The organism is Streptomyces sp. ME19-01-6, assembly GCF_033793745.1.
Lineage (GTDB): Bacteria > Actinomycetota > Actinomycetes > Streptomycetales > Streptomycetaceae > Streptomyces.
Map to the genome: position 1 here is coordinate 278,913 of NZ_JARAXF010000006.1, position 17,343 is coordinate 296,255.

General features: G+C 64.8%; 12 protein-coding genes. 9 read left to right on the forward strand and 3 right to left on the reverse strand.

Features of this window, described 5'->3' with window-relative positions; all coding sequences use genetic code 11:
* Positions 1-159: 159 nt before the first annotated feature.
* Together PV419_RS17180 and PV419_RS17185 are read right to left on the reverse strand one after the other, a co-directional pair.
* Positions 160-1,929 (reverse strand): fatty acyl-AMP ligase, encoded by a 1,770-nt coding sequence (locus PV419_RS17180; RefSeq protein WP_415925324.1) that lies wholly within the window; start codon positions 1,927-1,929, stop codon positions 160-162.
* A 15-nt stretch (positions 1,930-1,944) separates the two neighbouring features.
* Positions 1,945-3,384, reverse strand: a complete 1,440-nt coding sequence (locus PV419_RS17185; RefSeq protein WP_319689532.1) for a class I adenylate-forming enzyme family protein — start codon at positions 3,382-3,384, stop codon at positions 1,945-1,947.
* An 802-nt stretch (positions 3,385-4,186) separates the two neighbouring features.
* Here PV419_RS17185 and PV419_RS17190 point away from each other — a divergent pair.
* From PV419_RS17190 to PV419_RS17225, 8 genes are all read left to right on the forward strand, one after another.
* Positions 4,187-5,317: an aminotransferase class I/II-fold pyridoxal phosphate-dependent enzyme gene (locus PV419_RS17190; RefSeq protein ID WP_319689534.1), complete on the forward strand. Its 1,131-nt coding sequence runs from the start codon at positions 4,187-4,189 to the stop codon at positions 5,315-5,317.
* A gap of 1 nt (position 5,318) precedes the next feature.
* Positions 5,319-6,458 (forward strand): N-acetyl sugar amidotransferase, encoded by a 1,140-nt coding sequence (locus tag PV419_RS17195; protein WP_319689535.1) that lies wholly within the window; start codon positions 5,319-5,321, stop codon positions 6,456-6,458.
* Positions 6,459-6,519: 61 nt separating this feature from the next.
* Positions 6,520-8,625, forward strand: a complete 2,106-nt coding sequence (locus tag PV419_RS17200; protein WP_319689537.1) for a VWA domain-containing protein — start codon at positions 6,520-6,522, stop codon at positions 8,623-8,625.
* 45 nt (positions 8,626-8,670) lie between these two features.
* Positions 8,671-9,618 carry a guanitoxin biosynthesis L-enduracididine beta-hydroxylase GntD gene (gene gntD, locus PV419_RS17205; protein ID WP_319689538.1) on the forward strand — a complete coding sequence of 316 codons (948 nt, stop codon included), beginning with the start codon at positions 8,671-8,673 and terminating at the stop codon, positions 9,616-9,618.
* A 36-nt stretch (positions 9,619-9,654) separates the two neighbouring features.
* Positions 9,655-10,446: an acetoacetate decarboxylase family protein gene (locus tag PV419_RS17210; protein ID WP_319689540.1), complete on the forward strand. Its 792-nt coding sequence runs from the start codon at positions 9,655-9,657 to the stop codon at positions 10,444-10,446.
* A 23-nt stretch (positions 10,447-10,469) separates the two neighbouring features.
* A complete protein-coding gene (locus PV419_RS17215) occupies positions 10,470-11,573 on the forward strand; it encodes a citrate/2-methylcitrate synthase (RefSeq protein WP_319689542.1) in 1,104 nt (367 codons plus the stop codon).
* A 10-nt stretch (positions 11,574-11,583) separates the two neighbouring features.
* Positions 11,584-12,726, forward strand: a complete 1,143-nt coding sequence (locus PV419_RS17220) for a cytochrome P450 (protein WP_319689545.1) — start codon at positions 11,584-11,586, stop codon at positions 12,724-12,726.
* The gene (locus PV419_RS17225; RefSeq protein ID WP_319689547.1) at positions 12,717-13,895 is read left to right on the forward strand and encodes an acyl-CoA dehydrogenase family protein; all 1,179 of its coding nucleotides are present in this window, start codon (positions 12,717-12,719) and stop codon (positions 13,893-13,895) included. Before PV419_RS17220 ends, PV419_RS17225 begins: the two co-directional genes overlap by 10 nt.
* 113 nt (positions 13,896-14,008) lie before the next feature.
* Here the strand turns inward: PV419_RS17225 and argS are convergent, their stop codons facing one another.
* Positions 14,009-15,670, reverse strand: coding sequence for an arginine--tRNA ligase (argS, locus tag PV419_RS17230; RefSeq protein WP_319689549.1), 1,662 nt, complete (start codon positions 15,668-15,670; stop codon positions 14,009-14,011).
* Between the two features lie 643 nt (positions 15,671-16,313).
* Here argS and PV419_RS17235 point away from each other — a divergent pair.
* A partial coding sequence (locus tag PV419_RS17235) for a carbamoyltransferase N-terminal domain-containing protein (RefSeq protein WP_319689551.1) occupies positions 16,314-17,343 on the forward strand: 1,030 nt, incomplete at its 3' end.

Consider the following 17,343-nt stretch of genomic DNA (forward strand, 5'->3'; position numbering starts at 1 on the left):
CGAGGACCGGAAATCCGAAGATTTCCCGGCAACTGGCAAGGGGAGTCAACCGCGAGTCTAGCGGCGAAGCGCCCGCCGATGTGCCCATTCGCTGACAGCCTTCGCCGTCCGTACTGCGCGCGGCGCAGCCTGCTGCCGAGGGGTGTCAAAGGCGGCCGCTCAGGATGAGCGTTCAGCTCCCGGACCGAAGGACACGAGGCCTCCAGCCGGCGCCTGCCACTGGAAAAGGAACGACATCCGACCCGCGACAACACGGCGTCTCACTTCGGAGGACCGCACTTTGCCGCTTGTCGTCACCGGAAGCTGTCCAGGACCAACGAGGCCAACGAACCGGACGCCAAGTTCCAACCGCCGCGCCAGGGCCTCGGTGACCCGTGCGGCCAGCCGAGCCCAATCGGGATCAGATCGCTCGATATCGCGGGTCACCTCCAGGACAACGCCGACGCCGTTATGCACCTGCCCTGGAACGACAAACGCGGCTACTCGCCCGTGCCGGACACCAGGGAGCGCTCCGCAGACCCTTGTGATATCCGCGCTGTGGTGATTACGGCCTCGGATGACAAGAGTGTCGTCCTTGCGCCCCAGCACGAAGAGTTGGCCTTCACAGAGGAAGCCAAGGTCGCCGGTCTCGAGCCATCGGTGTTCACTGGACGCGTGCTGCCCCGAATTTATGCTCCAGTAACCGGGTGAGAGCTGCGGTCCGCTCACGAGAATTTCACCGACGTCGCTTCCGGTGACTTCCGGCACGATTCGCAGGTGCGTATCGGCAACGGGCGGCCCCGAAGAAATGAGAGGGAGGGAAACCTCCGAATCCGGTGCCGATCCCGTCACCTGGACCACTCGACCGGCCTGGAGCGCCCGCCGGTCAACGGTTATCCGGACGGCTGGGACGTCCGGAGCCGATGCCGTGACAGCCAGCGTCGCCTCGGCGAGACCATAGGACGGACTCATGGCATTCTGCCGTAAACCCGCGGCCGCAAAGTACTCGGTGAATCTCTGCACTGTTCCGGGCAGCACTACCTCACTGGCGTTGCGGGCGATACGCCAGCTCCGTAGATCGAGCCTCGCTGCCTGTTCTTCGGAGACTTTGCGGACGCAGTAGTCGTAGGCGAAGTTCGGCGCGCTGCCCAGAGTCGCACCGCACGCACTGATCGCTTCGAGCCATGTGGCGGGCCTGCGAACAAACTCCTGCGGGCTCATGAAGTAGGAGGGGTAACCGCTGAACAACGGCCGCATGACACCCGTGATCAAACCCATGTCATGGTAGAGCGGAACCCAGGTGATCACGGCGTCAGACGGGCCTTCGCCATAGCGCTCGGCAGCTTGCAGACAGCTCTCATGGAGGTTCTGGCTCGTGATCACCACACCCCGGGGGCGGGTTGTCGAGCCGGAGGTGTACTGGAGCAGCGCGACAGGACCTGCCGGTTGCCTTTCGAACGGAGCGTCACTCCGCTCGGGGAGACTTTCGACAGCCACCACGCGGACACCGAACTTCGAGCCGCTGAGGAGCCCTTCGACCTGCTGCACCCAGTCGGCGGATGTGATCACCAGCGTCGGTCGGCAGTCAGCCGTGATGCGTACAAGCCGCTCCCGATAGGCTTCCGGCCGGCCGAGGCCCGGTACGGGAGCGGGAACAGGGATGGCGGCGAGTCCCAGGCAGGCCAGCAAACCTACGACGAACCCGACCCCGTTGGGCAGGGACAACAGAACTCGGTCCTGTGGTCCCACGCCCTCTTTTCTCAACCCGGCCCCTGCTCTGTGCACCTGGTCGAGGAGTTGGGGGAAGGTATGGAGGTCGTCAATGTTTCCGTCATGCCAGTGGCCGAAGGCCGGGCTCTCCGGACGGTCGACGGCGTTGCGTAGGAGCCAGTCGTATGGCGTGGCCGCCGAAGCCGCGGAAGGCAGGGTCCCATGACGCCAGTCGGACAGAGTGTCAACCCTTCTCTACGCCATCGGCGGTGTGACCGACCCCGACCGCTGGGGGCGAAGCCACACGCCTTCGGCATCAGAATCCATCAGAAGATGCCAGATCTGATCTCGAAGAGGTTTTCCAAGGGAGGTGCGAGGGATCGACGAGACATACCTGATTCTGAAAAGCGGAGGATCGAAGCGGGCCAATTCCTCCGCTGCCTCGCGAACCTTGTCACGATCCTTGAGCACCACACAGGCGCCGAGCCTGTCGCACCCGTCCACGTTATCGATCGCCGCAACCCCGACGTCTTCGATGAGTGGGATCTGGAGCAGGCCTTCCTCGATTTTCCCGGGCGTACTACGCCGATCGGAGAGAAACAGAATTTCTTTCGCCCTCCCCATCAGATGGACTTGCCCCACTTTGTCCATGTACCCCATGTCTCCGACACTGATCCAGCGCTGAGCAGAACTCGGCGTACTGGCGGCAGTCGACCCCCGGGCCACCTGAATCTGGCCTACTTCGCCTGGTGGAAGGGGTGCACCACGTTCATCGATGATTCGACAGACGGTGCCGGGACTCGGCACCCCCAAACCATTGGGCTCCCCGCGCCTGACGAGTCGTGTAAAGACTGTCCCACCCAGCTCCGTGGCGCCGTAGATGGAAAAGATTCTGGCATTCGGAAAGGCGTCGATGGCCGCTGATGCCAGGCTTCCCGTGACAGGGCCTGCCACGACTTTCACCGTCTTGATCTGAGCAAGCGCATCCGTCGCAGGGCCACTGTTGATCAGTTTTTGCAGGGCGTAGGGCGTCACAACCAATTGATTGCAGTCGAACGACTTGACAAGATCGGAGACTTCCTCGGAAGTCCTGGCAACGACACTCACAGCTCCCGCCGCGATGTGCTGGAGCAGTATTCCGTGGACTCCGGTGGATGTTCCGAAAGGTATACCGTAATGCGCGATTCTATCGGCCCTGTCGACCGCACCCGAGGGCCTGTAGACCCAGTCCTTGTGAGAGAAGACGATCGGCTTCGGCGTCCCGGTCGTGCCCGAACTGAAGAGGATGTCGAGAGGGTCGCCTGGGCTCGGCCGCCCTCGGTCGGACCTGCCGCGCGGCATATCCCCGGAACCGACGCAGTCGTCCATCAGGGTTACCGGTCCATCGAGACTTCCGAGGAGCTGGCGATCTTCAGCCAGAACCGCACACGCACCGAGCCAGGCACAGGCCAGGTAGTCAATTGAGACAGCGGCCCAGCTCTTGTTCCTGAGATCGAGTGCGAGACGGTCACCCCTGACGACGCCGAACCGACGCAGAAGTTCGGCTTTCCGGACGGCCTGAAGCAGCAGAGACCTCAACGGGACGAATCCGTCGGCATCCGCAACACCGCTCTTCCCCGGAGAGTGAACGCGGTGGGCCATGAGGTGGGTAACAGAGAGTTCGTCCGGGGCCATGTCCGACAAAAGTGTCTCCATCGTGGATCCTCAAGCCGTAGATCGCCGCAGCGCCGGACGGTCAACCCCGTCGCGGAGGAAACTGGCCGTAGCGCGCAAGAGTCTCGCGTTCATGGATATTCCGCGAGATCTGCTTTGGGGGTGTTGATACCTGTGCCAAGGCCGATTGTCGGGGCCATCGATACGACGTGTCCGGCATGTGGGACGGATATTTACAAACAAGAGTTGCCGTGACCGAGCCCGCTTCTCGCACCTCCTCGCGCATCGAAGCTGCTTCGTGGGCCAGGGACTCCAGGGAGAGTGACATCGTTGATCCACTCTGTCAACAGATATCTGAGGTGGGCGAGTTGACCGGCCCCTCGCAATGAACTTCCCATGCCCGCACATCGCCATGGGCCGGCCGTCCCTGTCGCCGCCTCGTCTCGGCCGGTTCCACCTTCAACGCGCGGTAGCAACCGATTTGGTCCGTAGGGTCCGTTGCTGGCCTCGGCCAGCCTGTGGTGCTGTTACTCGCGGATGAAGCGGGGGTTGACGTGGCGCATCCTCGATGGAAAAGTTCTTTGGCAGCTGTGTCGAACCGATGCACTTTCTGGGAAATTTCGGGGGAAATTTCTGATGGTTATTCCTGCCCGCTGCGCAATGTGGATCGATCAGCGGGCTCCTGGTTTCTTGGATGCATCTCCGTTCCGTGCTGGGCGATTACATCTACGTTAGTCGGCGCGAGCGCGCGTGGCGGGATCGATGGATTCAATGACCCTGTCGTGCGGCATTGTGTGAATGTTATCCCGTCTGCTTCTTCTTGGTTCATGAAGATAGGTGCCAGGTGGACTCTCCCGAAAACCTCACTCAGCACGAACAGAAAGCCATCGACTCTTGGATAAACCTGTCGGACGGGCATCCGCGTCATGACCTGACCAGCAGCCAGAGCGCCTTGATCGACCGGCTGCCGGAGTTGTTCAGGACTGCTTCCACGGAGCCCTTCGAGAAGCTCGAGCGACAGGCTCTCCGGGCGTTCATGTCCGCGCTGGGCCAGCACTCGGCCCCGGTGGAGACCGGGCGGGTGTTCAGCCTCTACTCGTCATCTGTGGCGACGATGGCACTGGCGAACGCATTGGCGGAGCTGAACCATCGAGTCGCCCTTCTGCATCCCACCTTCGACAACATTCACGACATCCTTTCCCGCTCAGTGAAGATCACCTCGATCGAGGAGGCCGCCTGCGCCCAGGCGCGGCTGGACGAGATCATCTCCTGGGGTGCGACCTGCCTGTTCATCACGACACCGAACAACCCGACCGGCTGGGTGCTCCAGCGGCAGGAGTTCGAGCGGGTGGTGAGGGTGTGCGCGGAACGGAACATCCTGCTGTGCCTCGATACGTCGTTCCGGGGCTTCGACGCACGGGCGCAGTTCGACGGCTATGAAGTGCTCCACCGCCACGGTGCGCAGTACGTCGTGATCGAGGACACGGGCAAGCTGTGGCCGATGTCGGAGCTGAAGCTCGGCATCGTCGCGGTGAGCGAGGGCATGTGGCCGATCATGCGAAAGGCCGTGAGCGATGTCCTCCTGACGGTCTCCCCCTTTGTTCTCAAGCTGGTGGAGTCACTGTCCCAGGACGCGGCGGTCGGCGGACTCGACCGGCTACACGATCTGATCGCCGCCAATCGCCGGCGCGTCGCCCGGACCGTCGCCGCCCTGCCCGGCGTGACCCTGCCCGACCCATCCTCGCGGATCAGCGCCGTCCGGCTCGCTTTTCCCTCGGCCGAGGCCGCCGAACGGGTCAGCTCAGACCTCCTGGGAAACGGCATTCACGTGCTGCCGTGCCGACAGTTTCACTGGGCGCGCCCCGAAGAGGGAGGGCACCTGTTCAGAGTCGCGTTGGCACGTAATCCGGACGTGATCGAGGCTGCTATGTCCCGACTTGGCGCGGCTGTCAAATCTTCCGTCGGATTGGACTGACATGGCCAACGAAGAATGCACCAGGTGCGGGCTTCCTGACACTCGGCGCAGTGTGAAGAACGACACGGACGGGGTGTGCTCGGTCTGCCGGCACCACGAGCTGAAGAACACGGTCATCGACTGGGACGCGCGGGAACGCGAGTTCACAGCCCTCGTCGAGGGGATACGCGGCCGTCACGAGTACGACGCCGTGGTCCCCTTCGGCGGCGGCAAGGACGGGGCGTTCGTCCTGCACCACCTGGTGCGGGAGCGCGGCCTGCGCTGTCTTGCGGTGACGGTCGACAACCGGTTCATGCGGCAGCAGGCATGGCAGAACCTCAGTACCGTGCTGGACGAGCTCGGTGTGGATCAGGTCACCTATCGCCCGCCCTTCCCCTTGGTGAAGCGCATGATGCAGGCCGGATTCGAAGCTGTGGGCACGGTCTGCTGGCACTGCAACGCAAGTATCACCGCCTATCCCGTTCGGGTGGCCGTCCAGCTCGGCGTCCCCCTGGTCGTGCATGCCCACAGTTCCGCCGAGTACCACAGTTACCCAGGGCGCACCTACGCGGACCCTCCCGAGTCGGACCTCGCCGACGAGGACTACCAGGAGGTGGCCACCGGACTCGGCTTCGACCGTATGGCCCAGGAGCTCAAGGACGTTGACCGCAAGGATCTGGAAGCCTTCTCCTACCCCAGCCGGGACGAGATCGCGCGGGCCGGCGTGCGTCCCATCTTCCTCAGCAATTACCTGAAATGGGATGAGAAGCGGCAGGTCGAGATCATCCGCCGCGAACTGGGGTGGGGCAGCACCTCTCAAGAGGGCATACCGGAGGGTTACGAGCACGAGAAATTCGACTGTTTCCTCGTGGGGACCCGTGACTATCTCCGCTTCATTCAGGAGGGATACGGCCGGGGCGCGCGGCTCGGCGCGATCGAGGCCCGACTCGGCCGGATGACCCGTGACGAGGCCATACAGCTGGGTAAGAGCAGTGACGGTCGACGCCCGGCGAGTCTCGACCGGGTCCTGCAGCTGCTCGACGTCGACGAGGAGGTATTTCTCGACGGGGCGACCAAGCAGGTCAGCAGCGGCCGTGAATTCGACCTCGAACTCGTCAAGCGTGGTTCCGCTCTGCCCGACGCGGATGACATGCCGGGATAGCGGCAGGTGGCGTCAGAAGGCACAGCGCGCACGATCGTCGGAATCATTGAGGCGGTAGAGGGTGAAACAGTCAGCTTCGCAGGACAACGGCGGGACATCGGATCGGATCGCGTCCGACTATCCCTTCAGCGCGATCGTCGGACAGCAGGCCATGCGGACAGCTCTCCTGCTGAACATCGTCGATCCGCGGGTCGGGGGGGTCCTCCTCATGGGCGAGCCCGGTACTGGGAAATCCACAGCGGTTCGCGCGCTGCGGGGCTTGCTTCCACACATCGCCGTTGTCGCGCAGTGTTCGTTCAACTGCGAACCCGACGACACCGAAGAGCTCTGTCACGATTGCCGGCTGCGGCGGAGCGGTTCGGGTGCACTGCCGGTCCGGATGCGCGAGATGCCCTTGGTGACGCTGCCGGTCGGCGCGACCGAGGACCGGCTCATCGGCACACTGAACTTGGAAAAGGCCGTACACGAAGGTCGTGTGGGCCTCTCGCCCGGTCTGCTGGCGGCCGCGCATCGCGGCATTCTCTACATCGACGAAGTGAACCTCCTGCCGGACAGCCTGGCGGACGCGCTGCTCGATGCGGTGAGTTCAGGAGTGAACTTCGTCGAACGAGACGGTGTGTCCGCGAGCCACGCGTCCAGTTTCTCTCTTGTCGGCACCATGAACCCGAGCGAGGGCGAACTGCGACCACAGATCCTCGACCGTTTCGGGCTCTCGGTCACTTCCGACATCCTGCGGGAAGGTGAATCCCGCGTGGATGTGCTCATGCGGCGCATCAACTATGAGCACCACAGCGCCGATCGGCTCCGCTATCTGGCCCAGGACCGGGCGCTCGCCACCCGACTCGACTCCGCGAGGTCGTTGCTCCCGGAGGTGGAATGCACACGCGAGGTGGTCGAGTCGGTCACCCAAGTCGTCATCAGCGCCAATGTCGCCAGTCACCGAGCCGATCTCGTCCTGCTGAGGACCGCGATGGCCCACGCCGCGTTCCGGGGGCGTCGCGAGGTGACGCCGTACGACATCGCCATCTCCGCCCGGCTGGCTCTCGGTCACCGGACCTCTGATCCCTTCGTGCTCGATGAGGTCATCACGAAGTTCCTGAACACGACGGCGGAGACCTCCCTGGAGGAACTCCTGCGCCTGGAGGACCAGGACGACGGCTCGGGGCCGGAGGCCGGGGCCGATGTCGTGCCTCCGTGGACCGCGCGGGCCTCACCGCCGGGCGCTACGGAGTCATCCGTTCCCCGGACGGCCGACGGCCCGGCCCGTCGCGTCGGCGCGGTGCCGCCGCAAGGCGGCCATGCCAGGCCGGACCAGGAGGGCGACGCAGACGCCGACGACCCTCCTGATACGGAAATCCGCATACGGACGACGCGCATTCCGGGGGTGCCGGCCGCCCACCTGATTTCTCGACGGGGACCACAACGCCAGCGGATCCTCGTGCGGCCGAGGATCCTCGCGAGTTCTGGAGGCCGGGCCGTGTCGAGCCGGCGAACCGGTGATGGGCCGATCTCTCTGGCCGCCACGGTCGTCGCGGCCGCGCAGAGATCGATGGCGTCGTCCGGAGGTCCCGCACCGAATGGAGAGGGCGGCCTTTTGTCCCTTCGCGCATCCGACATCGTGCGTCGGCCGGTGACAGGACGCTCCGCTCTCGCGCTGATCGTCGTACTGGATGCCTCCTGGTCCATGGCCATGGAGGGGGTGTTCCGTCAGGCCAAAGCGTTCCTTCGTGTCGTGCTGGGGTCGCTGAGACGCGGAGACCGCCTTGCCGTCGTGCTGGCCGGAGGCCCCAAGGCGGAGCTGGTGGTGCCCCCCACGCGCTATCCGCAGCAGGCCGTCGATGCGTTGGCCTCCCTGAGGGCACGCGGCCGCACCCCGCTCGTCGATGGGCTGACACAAGCGGTGTCACTGTGCAGACAGAGCTGGCGCTTCCCCGGTACGAGTGCCCGCGCGGTGATTGTCCTGACGGACGGCCAGGAAAACACCGTCGTGGCAGAACAGGAATCGATCGCCCGAGCAGCCGCAGGGCTGCGTACCGCCCAGGTGGGCGGCGCGGTCCTTGCCCCGATCGGATCCCTGCACGGCCGGGCCCGCGCCGCGCGGAACATCGCCCGCCGGCTGGGACTCGAGTTCCTGCCCCTTCCGCCCGTCATGCGGGCCACAAGCTGAGGAGGAGTGCACCAGGTGCCAACAGTCCGGACAAGGCCGTACCGAGTGGGCTTGGGCAGCCAGGAGGTCGCAGTGGTTTCCTCCGTGCTGGCTGAGGTCGTCGAGCGGTTCCGCACCGTACAGAGCCAGGCCTTCCACGACGAGGCGAGCGTGTACGCCCACGAACTGCCGAGAGCCCTGCGGCAAGGGATCAATCACTTCCGCCTCCACGAGCCGTCAGCGCTCCTGCTGGTCAGCGGTTACCCGGTGGCCGACCAGGGTATCGGGCGCACGCCCGCTCATTGGAGGCCCGGTTCGTCGGAGAATCCTGCGGCTCGGGAGGAATTCTTCCTCTTTCTGTGCGCGAGTCTCCTGGGCGATCCGGTCGCCTGGGCCGACAAGCACGATGGACGCATCGTGACCAACATCGTCCCGGTCCGGGGCGATGAGGACGAACAGCTCGCGTCGAGTAGTTCCACCCCACTCACCTGGCACACCGAGGACGCCTTTCACCCGCTGCGCGCGGACTACCTCGGACTCATGTGCCTGCGCAACCACGATCAGGCGGCCACGACGGTCGCTTCGGTCGACGACGTTCAGCTGCCGGACGACGTCGCCGAAATCCTCGCTCAGCCCCGGTTCGTCATCCTTCCGGACGGCTCACGCTCCGGAGCCGCTACGGAAGACCACCCGATCCCCCTGCTCTTCGGCAGTACGCACACTCCCTACCTGCGGCTCGACCAGCACTACACGCGGCCCGCCGCTGCCGACGACGCCGAGGCGGCCTCGGCCCTCGGCGTCGCCATGAGTGCTGTGAGCGATGCCCTGACCGGCCACGCGCTCGGGGCGGGCGATGTCCTGTTCGTCGACAACTACCGTGCCGTGCACGGCCGCGAGTCCTTCAAGGCGCGGTACGACGGCACCGACAGATGGCTCAAGCGGGTCAATGTCGTAAGAGATCTCCGCCGCTCCCGTGCCGTACGCGGCGTCGCGCACTCCCGCACGATCGGCTGACACCGTCCCCGGTGGATCCAGCGCGAAAGGTATGCAATGAACGGTCTCCAGGGATACACGCTCCCCTTCTCTCCCACAGGAAACTCGTCGCTTGTGCCGCCCCCGCCGTGGCACTTCTCCGGCGACGTGCTCATGGTCGAGTACCGGACCGATCCGGAAGCCGTGAAGGCATTCCTTCCGGAAGGTCTGGAACCCGGGGAGGACCCGGGGCGAGCCGCGGCCATCTTCGGTGATTGGCAGTCGGCGACCGATGACGGCAGCGAGCTGCTCGATCCTGTCAGGTCGCAGTACAAGGAGTTCTATGTCGCACTCTCCTGCACCTGGCAGGGGAAGCCCATGGTGCGATCCCCCTTCTGCTGGGTGGACCGGGACTTCTCGTTGGTGCGGGGTCTGATACAGGGCTATCCCAAGAAGCTCGGGAGTATTTGGATCACCAAGCAGTTCGCCGTCGGCCGGGCCACACCAGGGCTGGCCCCGGGGGAGCGGTTCGCGGGGACCCTCGCGGCGGGTGACCGACGGCTCGTCGAGGCCCGTATCACCTTGGAGAACCCCGCGGAGGCTCCGGCGCTGGCGTCGGACCCGCTCGTTCACACCCGGCACTTTCCGGCATGGGACCGGTCCGAGCCGGATCTGACCGAGCTGGTGACGGGCGGTAGTGAGGATCTACGGATCGACAACGTGTGGCGAGGAGAGGCGGAACTGGAATTCTTCGACTCTCCACACGAGGAGCTGAGCCTGCTGGCTCCTGTGGAGATCCTCGCCGGCTACCGCTTCTCGTTCGCGGAGACGATCACGGGAGGCCGTCTCCTCGCCCGCAACGGCCGCTGAGACCGAGAACGAGAAAGAGCCTTATGTCAGTTCAGTACAACCCGGGCCTCGAAGGCGTCATCGTGGCTCGTACCGAGATCAGCCATGTCGACGGCAAGAACGGTCGACTTGTCTACCGTGGTGGTCACTTGATCGAGGAGATCGCCACCCGTTCCTATGAAGAGATCATTTATCTGCTGTGGTTCGGCAGCTTCCCCTCATCCGAGGAACACGCAGCCTTCCGCCAGCGGCTCGCGGAGCGTCGCCATCTCAATGAAGGCGCCCGCGGGGCCCTGCACGGACTTCCTCGTGGCGTCAATCCCATGGACGGGCTGCGCACCGTCCTCTCCGCCCAGGGTGCACGGCCCGGCGTGGGCCGGCCCAGCATCGATGACGCGATCAGCATTACCGCCGTGATGCCCACCATCGTCGCCGCCTGCTACCGGCGGGCACAGGGGCAGCCTCCGGTCGACCCGCGGGCCGATCTCGGGCACGCCGAGAATCTGCTCTACATGCTGACCTCCCAGGAACCGGACGCGGCCCGCGCTTCCTGGCTCCAGTCCTATCTCGTCCTCATCGCCGAGCACGCCCTGAACCCGTCGACCTTCACCGCACGGATCGTGGGCTCCGCGGGAAGCGACCTCTGGTCAGCGGTGGTCGCGGCCATCGGAACACTGAAAGGTCCTTCGCACGGCGGCGCGACGCCCGCCGCCGCCGAGATGATCGAAGCCGCTCGCCAGGCGCCCGGCATCGCGACGTTCGTGCGGGACAGGCTGGAGCGCGGCGAACGGCTCATGGGCTTCGGCCACCGGGAGTACCGGCGATACGATCCGCGCGCCGCGATCCTGCGTGACCTGTGCAAGACCGCCAATCCCGAGTACTACGAGACCGCTGTGGCGCTGGAGGAGACGGCACTGAACGAACTCCTGCGTCGCCATCCGGACCGTCCGAACTTCACCAACGTGGACTACTTCGCGGGCGGGGTGCTGGCAGGAGTCGGCATCCCGGCCGACTACTTCACCTGTTTCTTCGCCGTCGGCCGTGTGGCCGGTTGGGCGGCCCACGTACTCGAGTACGTGGGCCAGGACGGACGCATAGTCAGCCCGGCCTCCGAGTGGGCCGGCCCCGCGCTGAGCCCAGTGGAATGAGGGCCCTCACATGTTGATCGACACCATGGCGGACTACAGCACCGAGGACGTGCCGGCCCTGCTCGCCGAAGCGGCTCGATCCGGAAGCGGGGTTCACGACACGACCGTGGGAGACGTGGTGGTCGCCTCGTACGCCGACGTGCGAAGACTGCTTCCCGACCGTTGCCTCACCACGAAGCGACCTCCGTCGGATACAAGCGGGCTGTCGCCGGTCCGGCGCGCGATGAGGGCCCGCTACGTCAAATGGCCGCTCTTCTCCGATGGTGACTATCACGCCCGGCTCCGCGCACATCTGCAGGGGGCCATCGGCAAGCTCGACGATGACGCGCTCTCCCGGATCGGCGCACATGTGACACGAGCACATCAACGTCACGCCTCGGACACCTTTTCCTGGCTCGAGACCATATCGGAACCAGTCTCCGTCGATGTCATCGCAGCCGTGCTGGGCAGCTCCGGCGAGGAGACCGAGTGGCTGGTGGAGAAGGCGAAGGTCATTCTGGAAGAGCTGGCGTGGCAAGTCACTGACGAGGAGGGCTTCGCCGGCGTCGTCAGCGCGATGGAGTCTGTGGCGCAGTGGCTCGACGCCGCGCTCACGCACGGGCGGCTCACCACCCCGTTCATGACGGCGCTGAGCGCGATCTCCCAGGACCCGGAACTCGGGTTCGACGCCGCACTCGGCGCGCTGTGCCAGACGATCACCGGTGCCTACGACCCCCTCGTCGCCGCCGTTAGCGTCCTGGGCCTGCTGAGCGGGTCTCCCTCCTTCGCCCACGGGGAGTCCGCCGGTCTCTGCGAGGAGGTACTGCGGCTTTCGAGTCCGTTTCGGTTCACGCGCCGTTTCGCCACCCGTCCGATCGAGCTCAAGGGACGTGTCATTCCTGCGCACACACGTGTGCTGCTCGGCCTTGGACCGGCGAACCTGGACGAGACGGCATTCCCCGAGCCGAGGGAACCGGGAACGGAACGGCGTGCGCACGTCGCCTTCGGGGGCGGGTCACACTACTGCCTGGGCGCCGAGGCAGTCCGAGACTCCTTGAGAGCTCTGACCGGCGTGATGACGGAGCACGGCTTCGCATTCGAAGCGAGCAACGTGGTCCATCACCCCTCACTCGCCATTCTGCGCTTCACCACGGTTGATGGTCGATGGCGGTGACGACGATGTGGTCGACGACCTTGGACAACGTCGATGCGGCGGCGTCGGAGATCGGAGCGCTCAGCGCTCAGATCGAGGAAGACGGCGACATCTCGCAGCCCGTCTTCGATCTCCTCAAGCAATGCGGTTGCTTCCGCATGCTGGTCCCGCGCGCGCACGGCGGAGACGGACTCAGCATTCAGCAAGCCCTCGCGGTCATCGAGCGCGTCTCGCGGGCGGACGCGTCGGTCGGATGGAACGTCATGATCGGGAGCAGCAATCTGGTCGTGGTGGGGGCCTTCCCCCAAGAGACCTTCGACCGCGTATACCAGGCGGGACCTGACGTCATGGTCGTGGGCTCCCATGCCCCCAAGGGCACGTGCACCCCCGCACCGGGCGGCTATGTGATCAACGGCCGGTGGCCTTTCGTCAGCGGCTGCCGGTACGCCGACTGGATCGTGACCCAGGGCGTGGTGACCGACGGAGACGGCGCGCGGCGGAAGGGCATCGACGGCAGGCCCGATATGAAGCTCTCCCTGCTCCCGCCGGACGACGTCGGGATTCTGGACACCTGGCACACGTCCGGTCTGAGGGGAACAGGTAGTCACGACGTCGAGGTGAAAGACGTGTACTGCCCGGAAGAGCGCAACTGCCGATGGTTCGGCGGGACGCCGTCGAAGTCCGGGGGCATCTTCGCCGTCCCGCCCGTAGCCCAACTGGGCCTGTTCATGGCGGCGGTGGCACTCGGCACCGCCCAGGCGGCGCTCGATGACGTCACCGAGTTGGCCTCCTCGGGGAAGCGACCCGCTTACGGGGTACGGCGGCTCGCCGAGTCGACGCTTTTCCAGACCGACGTAGGCGAAACCCATGTGAAGCTGCGTGCCGCGCGCGCACTCCTCTACTCCGAAGCCGAGGCGGTGTGGCGCAAGGCGACGGGGGGAGGGGATTTCACCCTGCACGATCGTGCCCAGATGCGCGCGACCAGCTCACAGGTGTCAGCGATGTGTGTGGAGGCCACGACAGCTGCCTACCGGCACGGCGGTGGCAGCGCCATCTACGCCTCGTCATCCTTGCGACGGCGCTTCCAGGACATCCAGGCCCTGGGGCAACACGCAGGTGTCGGACGCGAGTTCTTCACCATCATGGGCGCGCTGTTGAGCGGGGAGGAGCCGGAGGTCATCCGCATTTGAGACGGGGAGAGTGGCGCGTCCCCGCCACAGCACAAGAGAGAGCCTTGGCGAGGACGCGATGCCACGGGCCTGCCCGCCAACCCGCACGGGTGGCTGATCGGTGTACCCGATGGTCACATCCGCTCGGGGGCGGTGACGCCGAGCAGATTGAGGCCGTTCCGCAGGACCACCCGGCTGGCGTCCGTCAGCCACAGCCGTGCCTGGGTGAGCGGGCTCGGCTCCTCACCCTCCCGCGGGAGGACACGGCAGCTGTCGTAGAACCGGTGGTAGGTGCCGGCGAGCTGCTCCAGGTAATGCGCCACTCGGTGCGGCTCCCGCAGGGTAGCGGCGGTAGTGACCACTCGCGGGAACTCACCCAGCATGCGGAGCAGTTCGTCCTCCCGCTCGTGGGAGAGCAAAGCCGGGTCGAAGTCGTCGGGACCTCCCTTGTCCACCCCCGTCTCCTGCGCCTTGCGCTGGATGGCGCAGAGCCGTGCGTGCGCGTACTGGACGTAGAAGACCGGATTCTCATTCGACTGAGACGTCAGCAGATTGACGTCGAGATCGATCATCGAGTCGACGTTCGCTCGCGCGAGTGAATACCTGGCCGCGTCGACTCCTACCGCCTCGACGAGATCGTCCAGTGTCACGACTGTTCCGGCTCGCTTGCTCATGCGGACGGGTTGACCGTCCTTCACCAGATTGACCAACTGGCCGATCAGGATTTCGAGGTGCTTGTCGGGATCGTCGCCGAAACAGGCCGCCATGGCCTTCATCCGGCCCACATAACCCTGATGGTCGGCTCCCAGCATGATGACGACCCGCTCGAAACCGCGTGACCTCTTGTTGAGGTAATAGGCGCAGTCAGCAGTGAAGTACGTCCATGAGCCGTCACTCTTCAGGAGAACGCGGTCCTTGTCGTCGCCGAAATCGGTAGTCCGCAGCCATACCGCACCATCGGCCTCATAGACGTGTCCGCCTTCCCGTAGACGGGCCACGGCCTTGTCCAAATCTCCTTGATCGTGGAGACTCTTCTCGTTAAAGTAGACGTCGAAGTGAGTGCCGAACTCAGCGAGGGACTTCTTGATCTCGTCGAACATGAGAGACGTTCCCTCGGCGCGGAATCCGTCGAGAGCTTCCGAATCGGGCAGATTCAGCGCCTCGGGGCGACGCTTCAGGACATTATCGGCGATCTCTCGGATGTAAGCGCCGCCATAACCGTCTTCAGGCACCGGAGCATTACGCGCCGAGGCAAGCAGAGACCGGGCGAAGCGGTCGATCTGGGAGCCGGCGTCATTGAAGTAATATTCCCGTGCTACGTCCGCACCCGCTGCTTCGAGAAGCCGCGCCAGAGCATCCCCTACAACCGCCCACCTGGCACCGCCGATATGTACAGGGCCCGTCGGATTCGCCGAGACGAATTCCAGGTTCAGGCGCAAACCCCGGAGTTCGTTCGTGCGACCGTACGCAGTATCGGCGATGACGATGTCACGCGCCACCGCACCCTTTACGGCACTTTCAAGTGTGATGTTCAGGAATCCGGGACCGGCGACTTCCGCCCTCGCGACGCCTGCGGCCGAGCTCACGATGGGCGCCAGCAATTCGGCCACAGCGCGAGCCGACGTGCCTGCGGCCTTGGCCATCTGCAATGCGACGTTAGTCGAGTAGTCGCCGTGATCGCGGTGGCGGGGACGCTCGACGTGGACCGACTCGGGCGGGTCCACGGCGAGCTGCCCGGACCTGATTGCTTCGCGCACGCTGTCGGAGATAACGGAGGCCAAGTCTGCTGGGGTCACAGGGCCAGATTACAGGAACGATTGCCACCCCCATGGCGGGCATGCGGCAGCCCCCGGCCTGCGGATGGGCGGTCGCCGAGGGGCGACCGAGCCCTTGGCGACCCGGACCCGGCCGGTAGCTGTGCGCTGTCCCCACCGACCGCCTCGCTCGGTATCGGTCGGGCGGCGTCTCCTTCGGGAGCCGACGTCCGTCCGTTGCCGCACACCGGGCTTGAGCCCGACCGCGCCGCTTTGATCCGTCCCCGTCGCGCTCACCGCGAACGGCATAACTCAAGAACGAGATTTTTCAGACACCATTCCCTCAATGCCCTCTTTTGAATCACTTAACACATAGCTGCTCTGTGAAGTTTGGTAAGAGGATTCGATGGTCCAAAGTCTCTTGACTAGTGCGCCGCCCAATGAAAGGCTTCGAACCCGGGCCTCTCCGAAAAGATTCGACCACTTCAATTCTGCAGGATGCCGACTCGCGCCGGAGCGCGGGGACGAGTATTTTCTGTGTACGTGACTGGAGGGTGCAGTGAGGGACGGATATTACGTTTCAACCTATTTGACGCCGCCAGGACTGTCTCATCTGTTGAATCTCCGTGCTCGCCATGACAACAACGTTTCGTTGTGGCGGAAGTCGGGTCGGGATGTTCAGGTTGTGGCGTATTGGGCGATTGAGCGGTTGTCTGGTTGGCGTCGTCATGCGGCGGCGGTTTCCGATGAATCCTCTGGTATGCGGTTGATCGAGTCCCTGTTGTCCTCGGTGGGTGTCGAGGTCGATGAGGTGCTGGAGTTCTGGGGGACGCCGGGTATTGGGGGTGATCGCTACGTCGATGTGTCGGGTTACTTCGCGGATGTCGATCTGCCGCCGCACAGCTTGGCCCATGTGTTCAGCTGCGCCCTGCTGGACACCGGTATTTCGTGGTCGGAGCCGATCTTCGCGATGGCGTTGGACGGCGGCCCCGATTCAGTTCTTGCCTCGAAGGATCATTCGTCGTCCTTTGCCGGAGCCTATGTCGAAAACGGTTCGTTCACCTGGTTTCCGGTCGAGTCGCCGGCCCGCCTGTTCACGGCGGCGCGCCATCGGTACAAGCTGCGTGAGGGCACGCTGATGGCGCTTGCTACGGCGGCCGACTGTGACGCGGATCTGGCCGAGTTGCGGGAAGAGGCGTTGAGCGGTTTGCCGTTCTTCGGGCCCGCCCCGAAGCTTCTGTTCGACTGTGAGCGTTTTCTCGGCTTGTTGCACGAGGCGGTGGTGGAGGCCTTCGCGAGCGGCCGGTGTTCGACGGATGAACGTTTCAGTCCGGATGAGCAGGTGATGAGCGCCGTGATGAAGGAGATCCAGCGCATCTCCCTGTCCGTCATGGAGCGCAATGTGGAGGAGGCATCCAGGCGTTTCGGGTTCGATCCGAGCGGGACGAATTTCGCGCTGGCCGGCGGATTTGCGCTGAACTGCCCCACGACGAGTGCGGTCATGGAGAAGTGCAAGTTCAAGCGGCTGGTTGCTCCGCCCTGTGTCGATGACAGCGGTCAGTCGCTGGGGATCGCGCTCGGGGCGTTCTACAAGCAGTGCGGGACAGAATTCAATTTCAGGTTCCCGGGGGCGTATCTGGGGCACTCCGACGATGATCTCGCTGCGGCCCTGGCCGGGTTCGAGGAGTTCATCGCGGATGTCACGCCGGCGGATG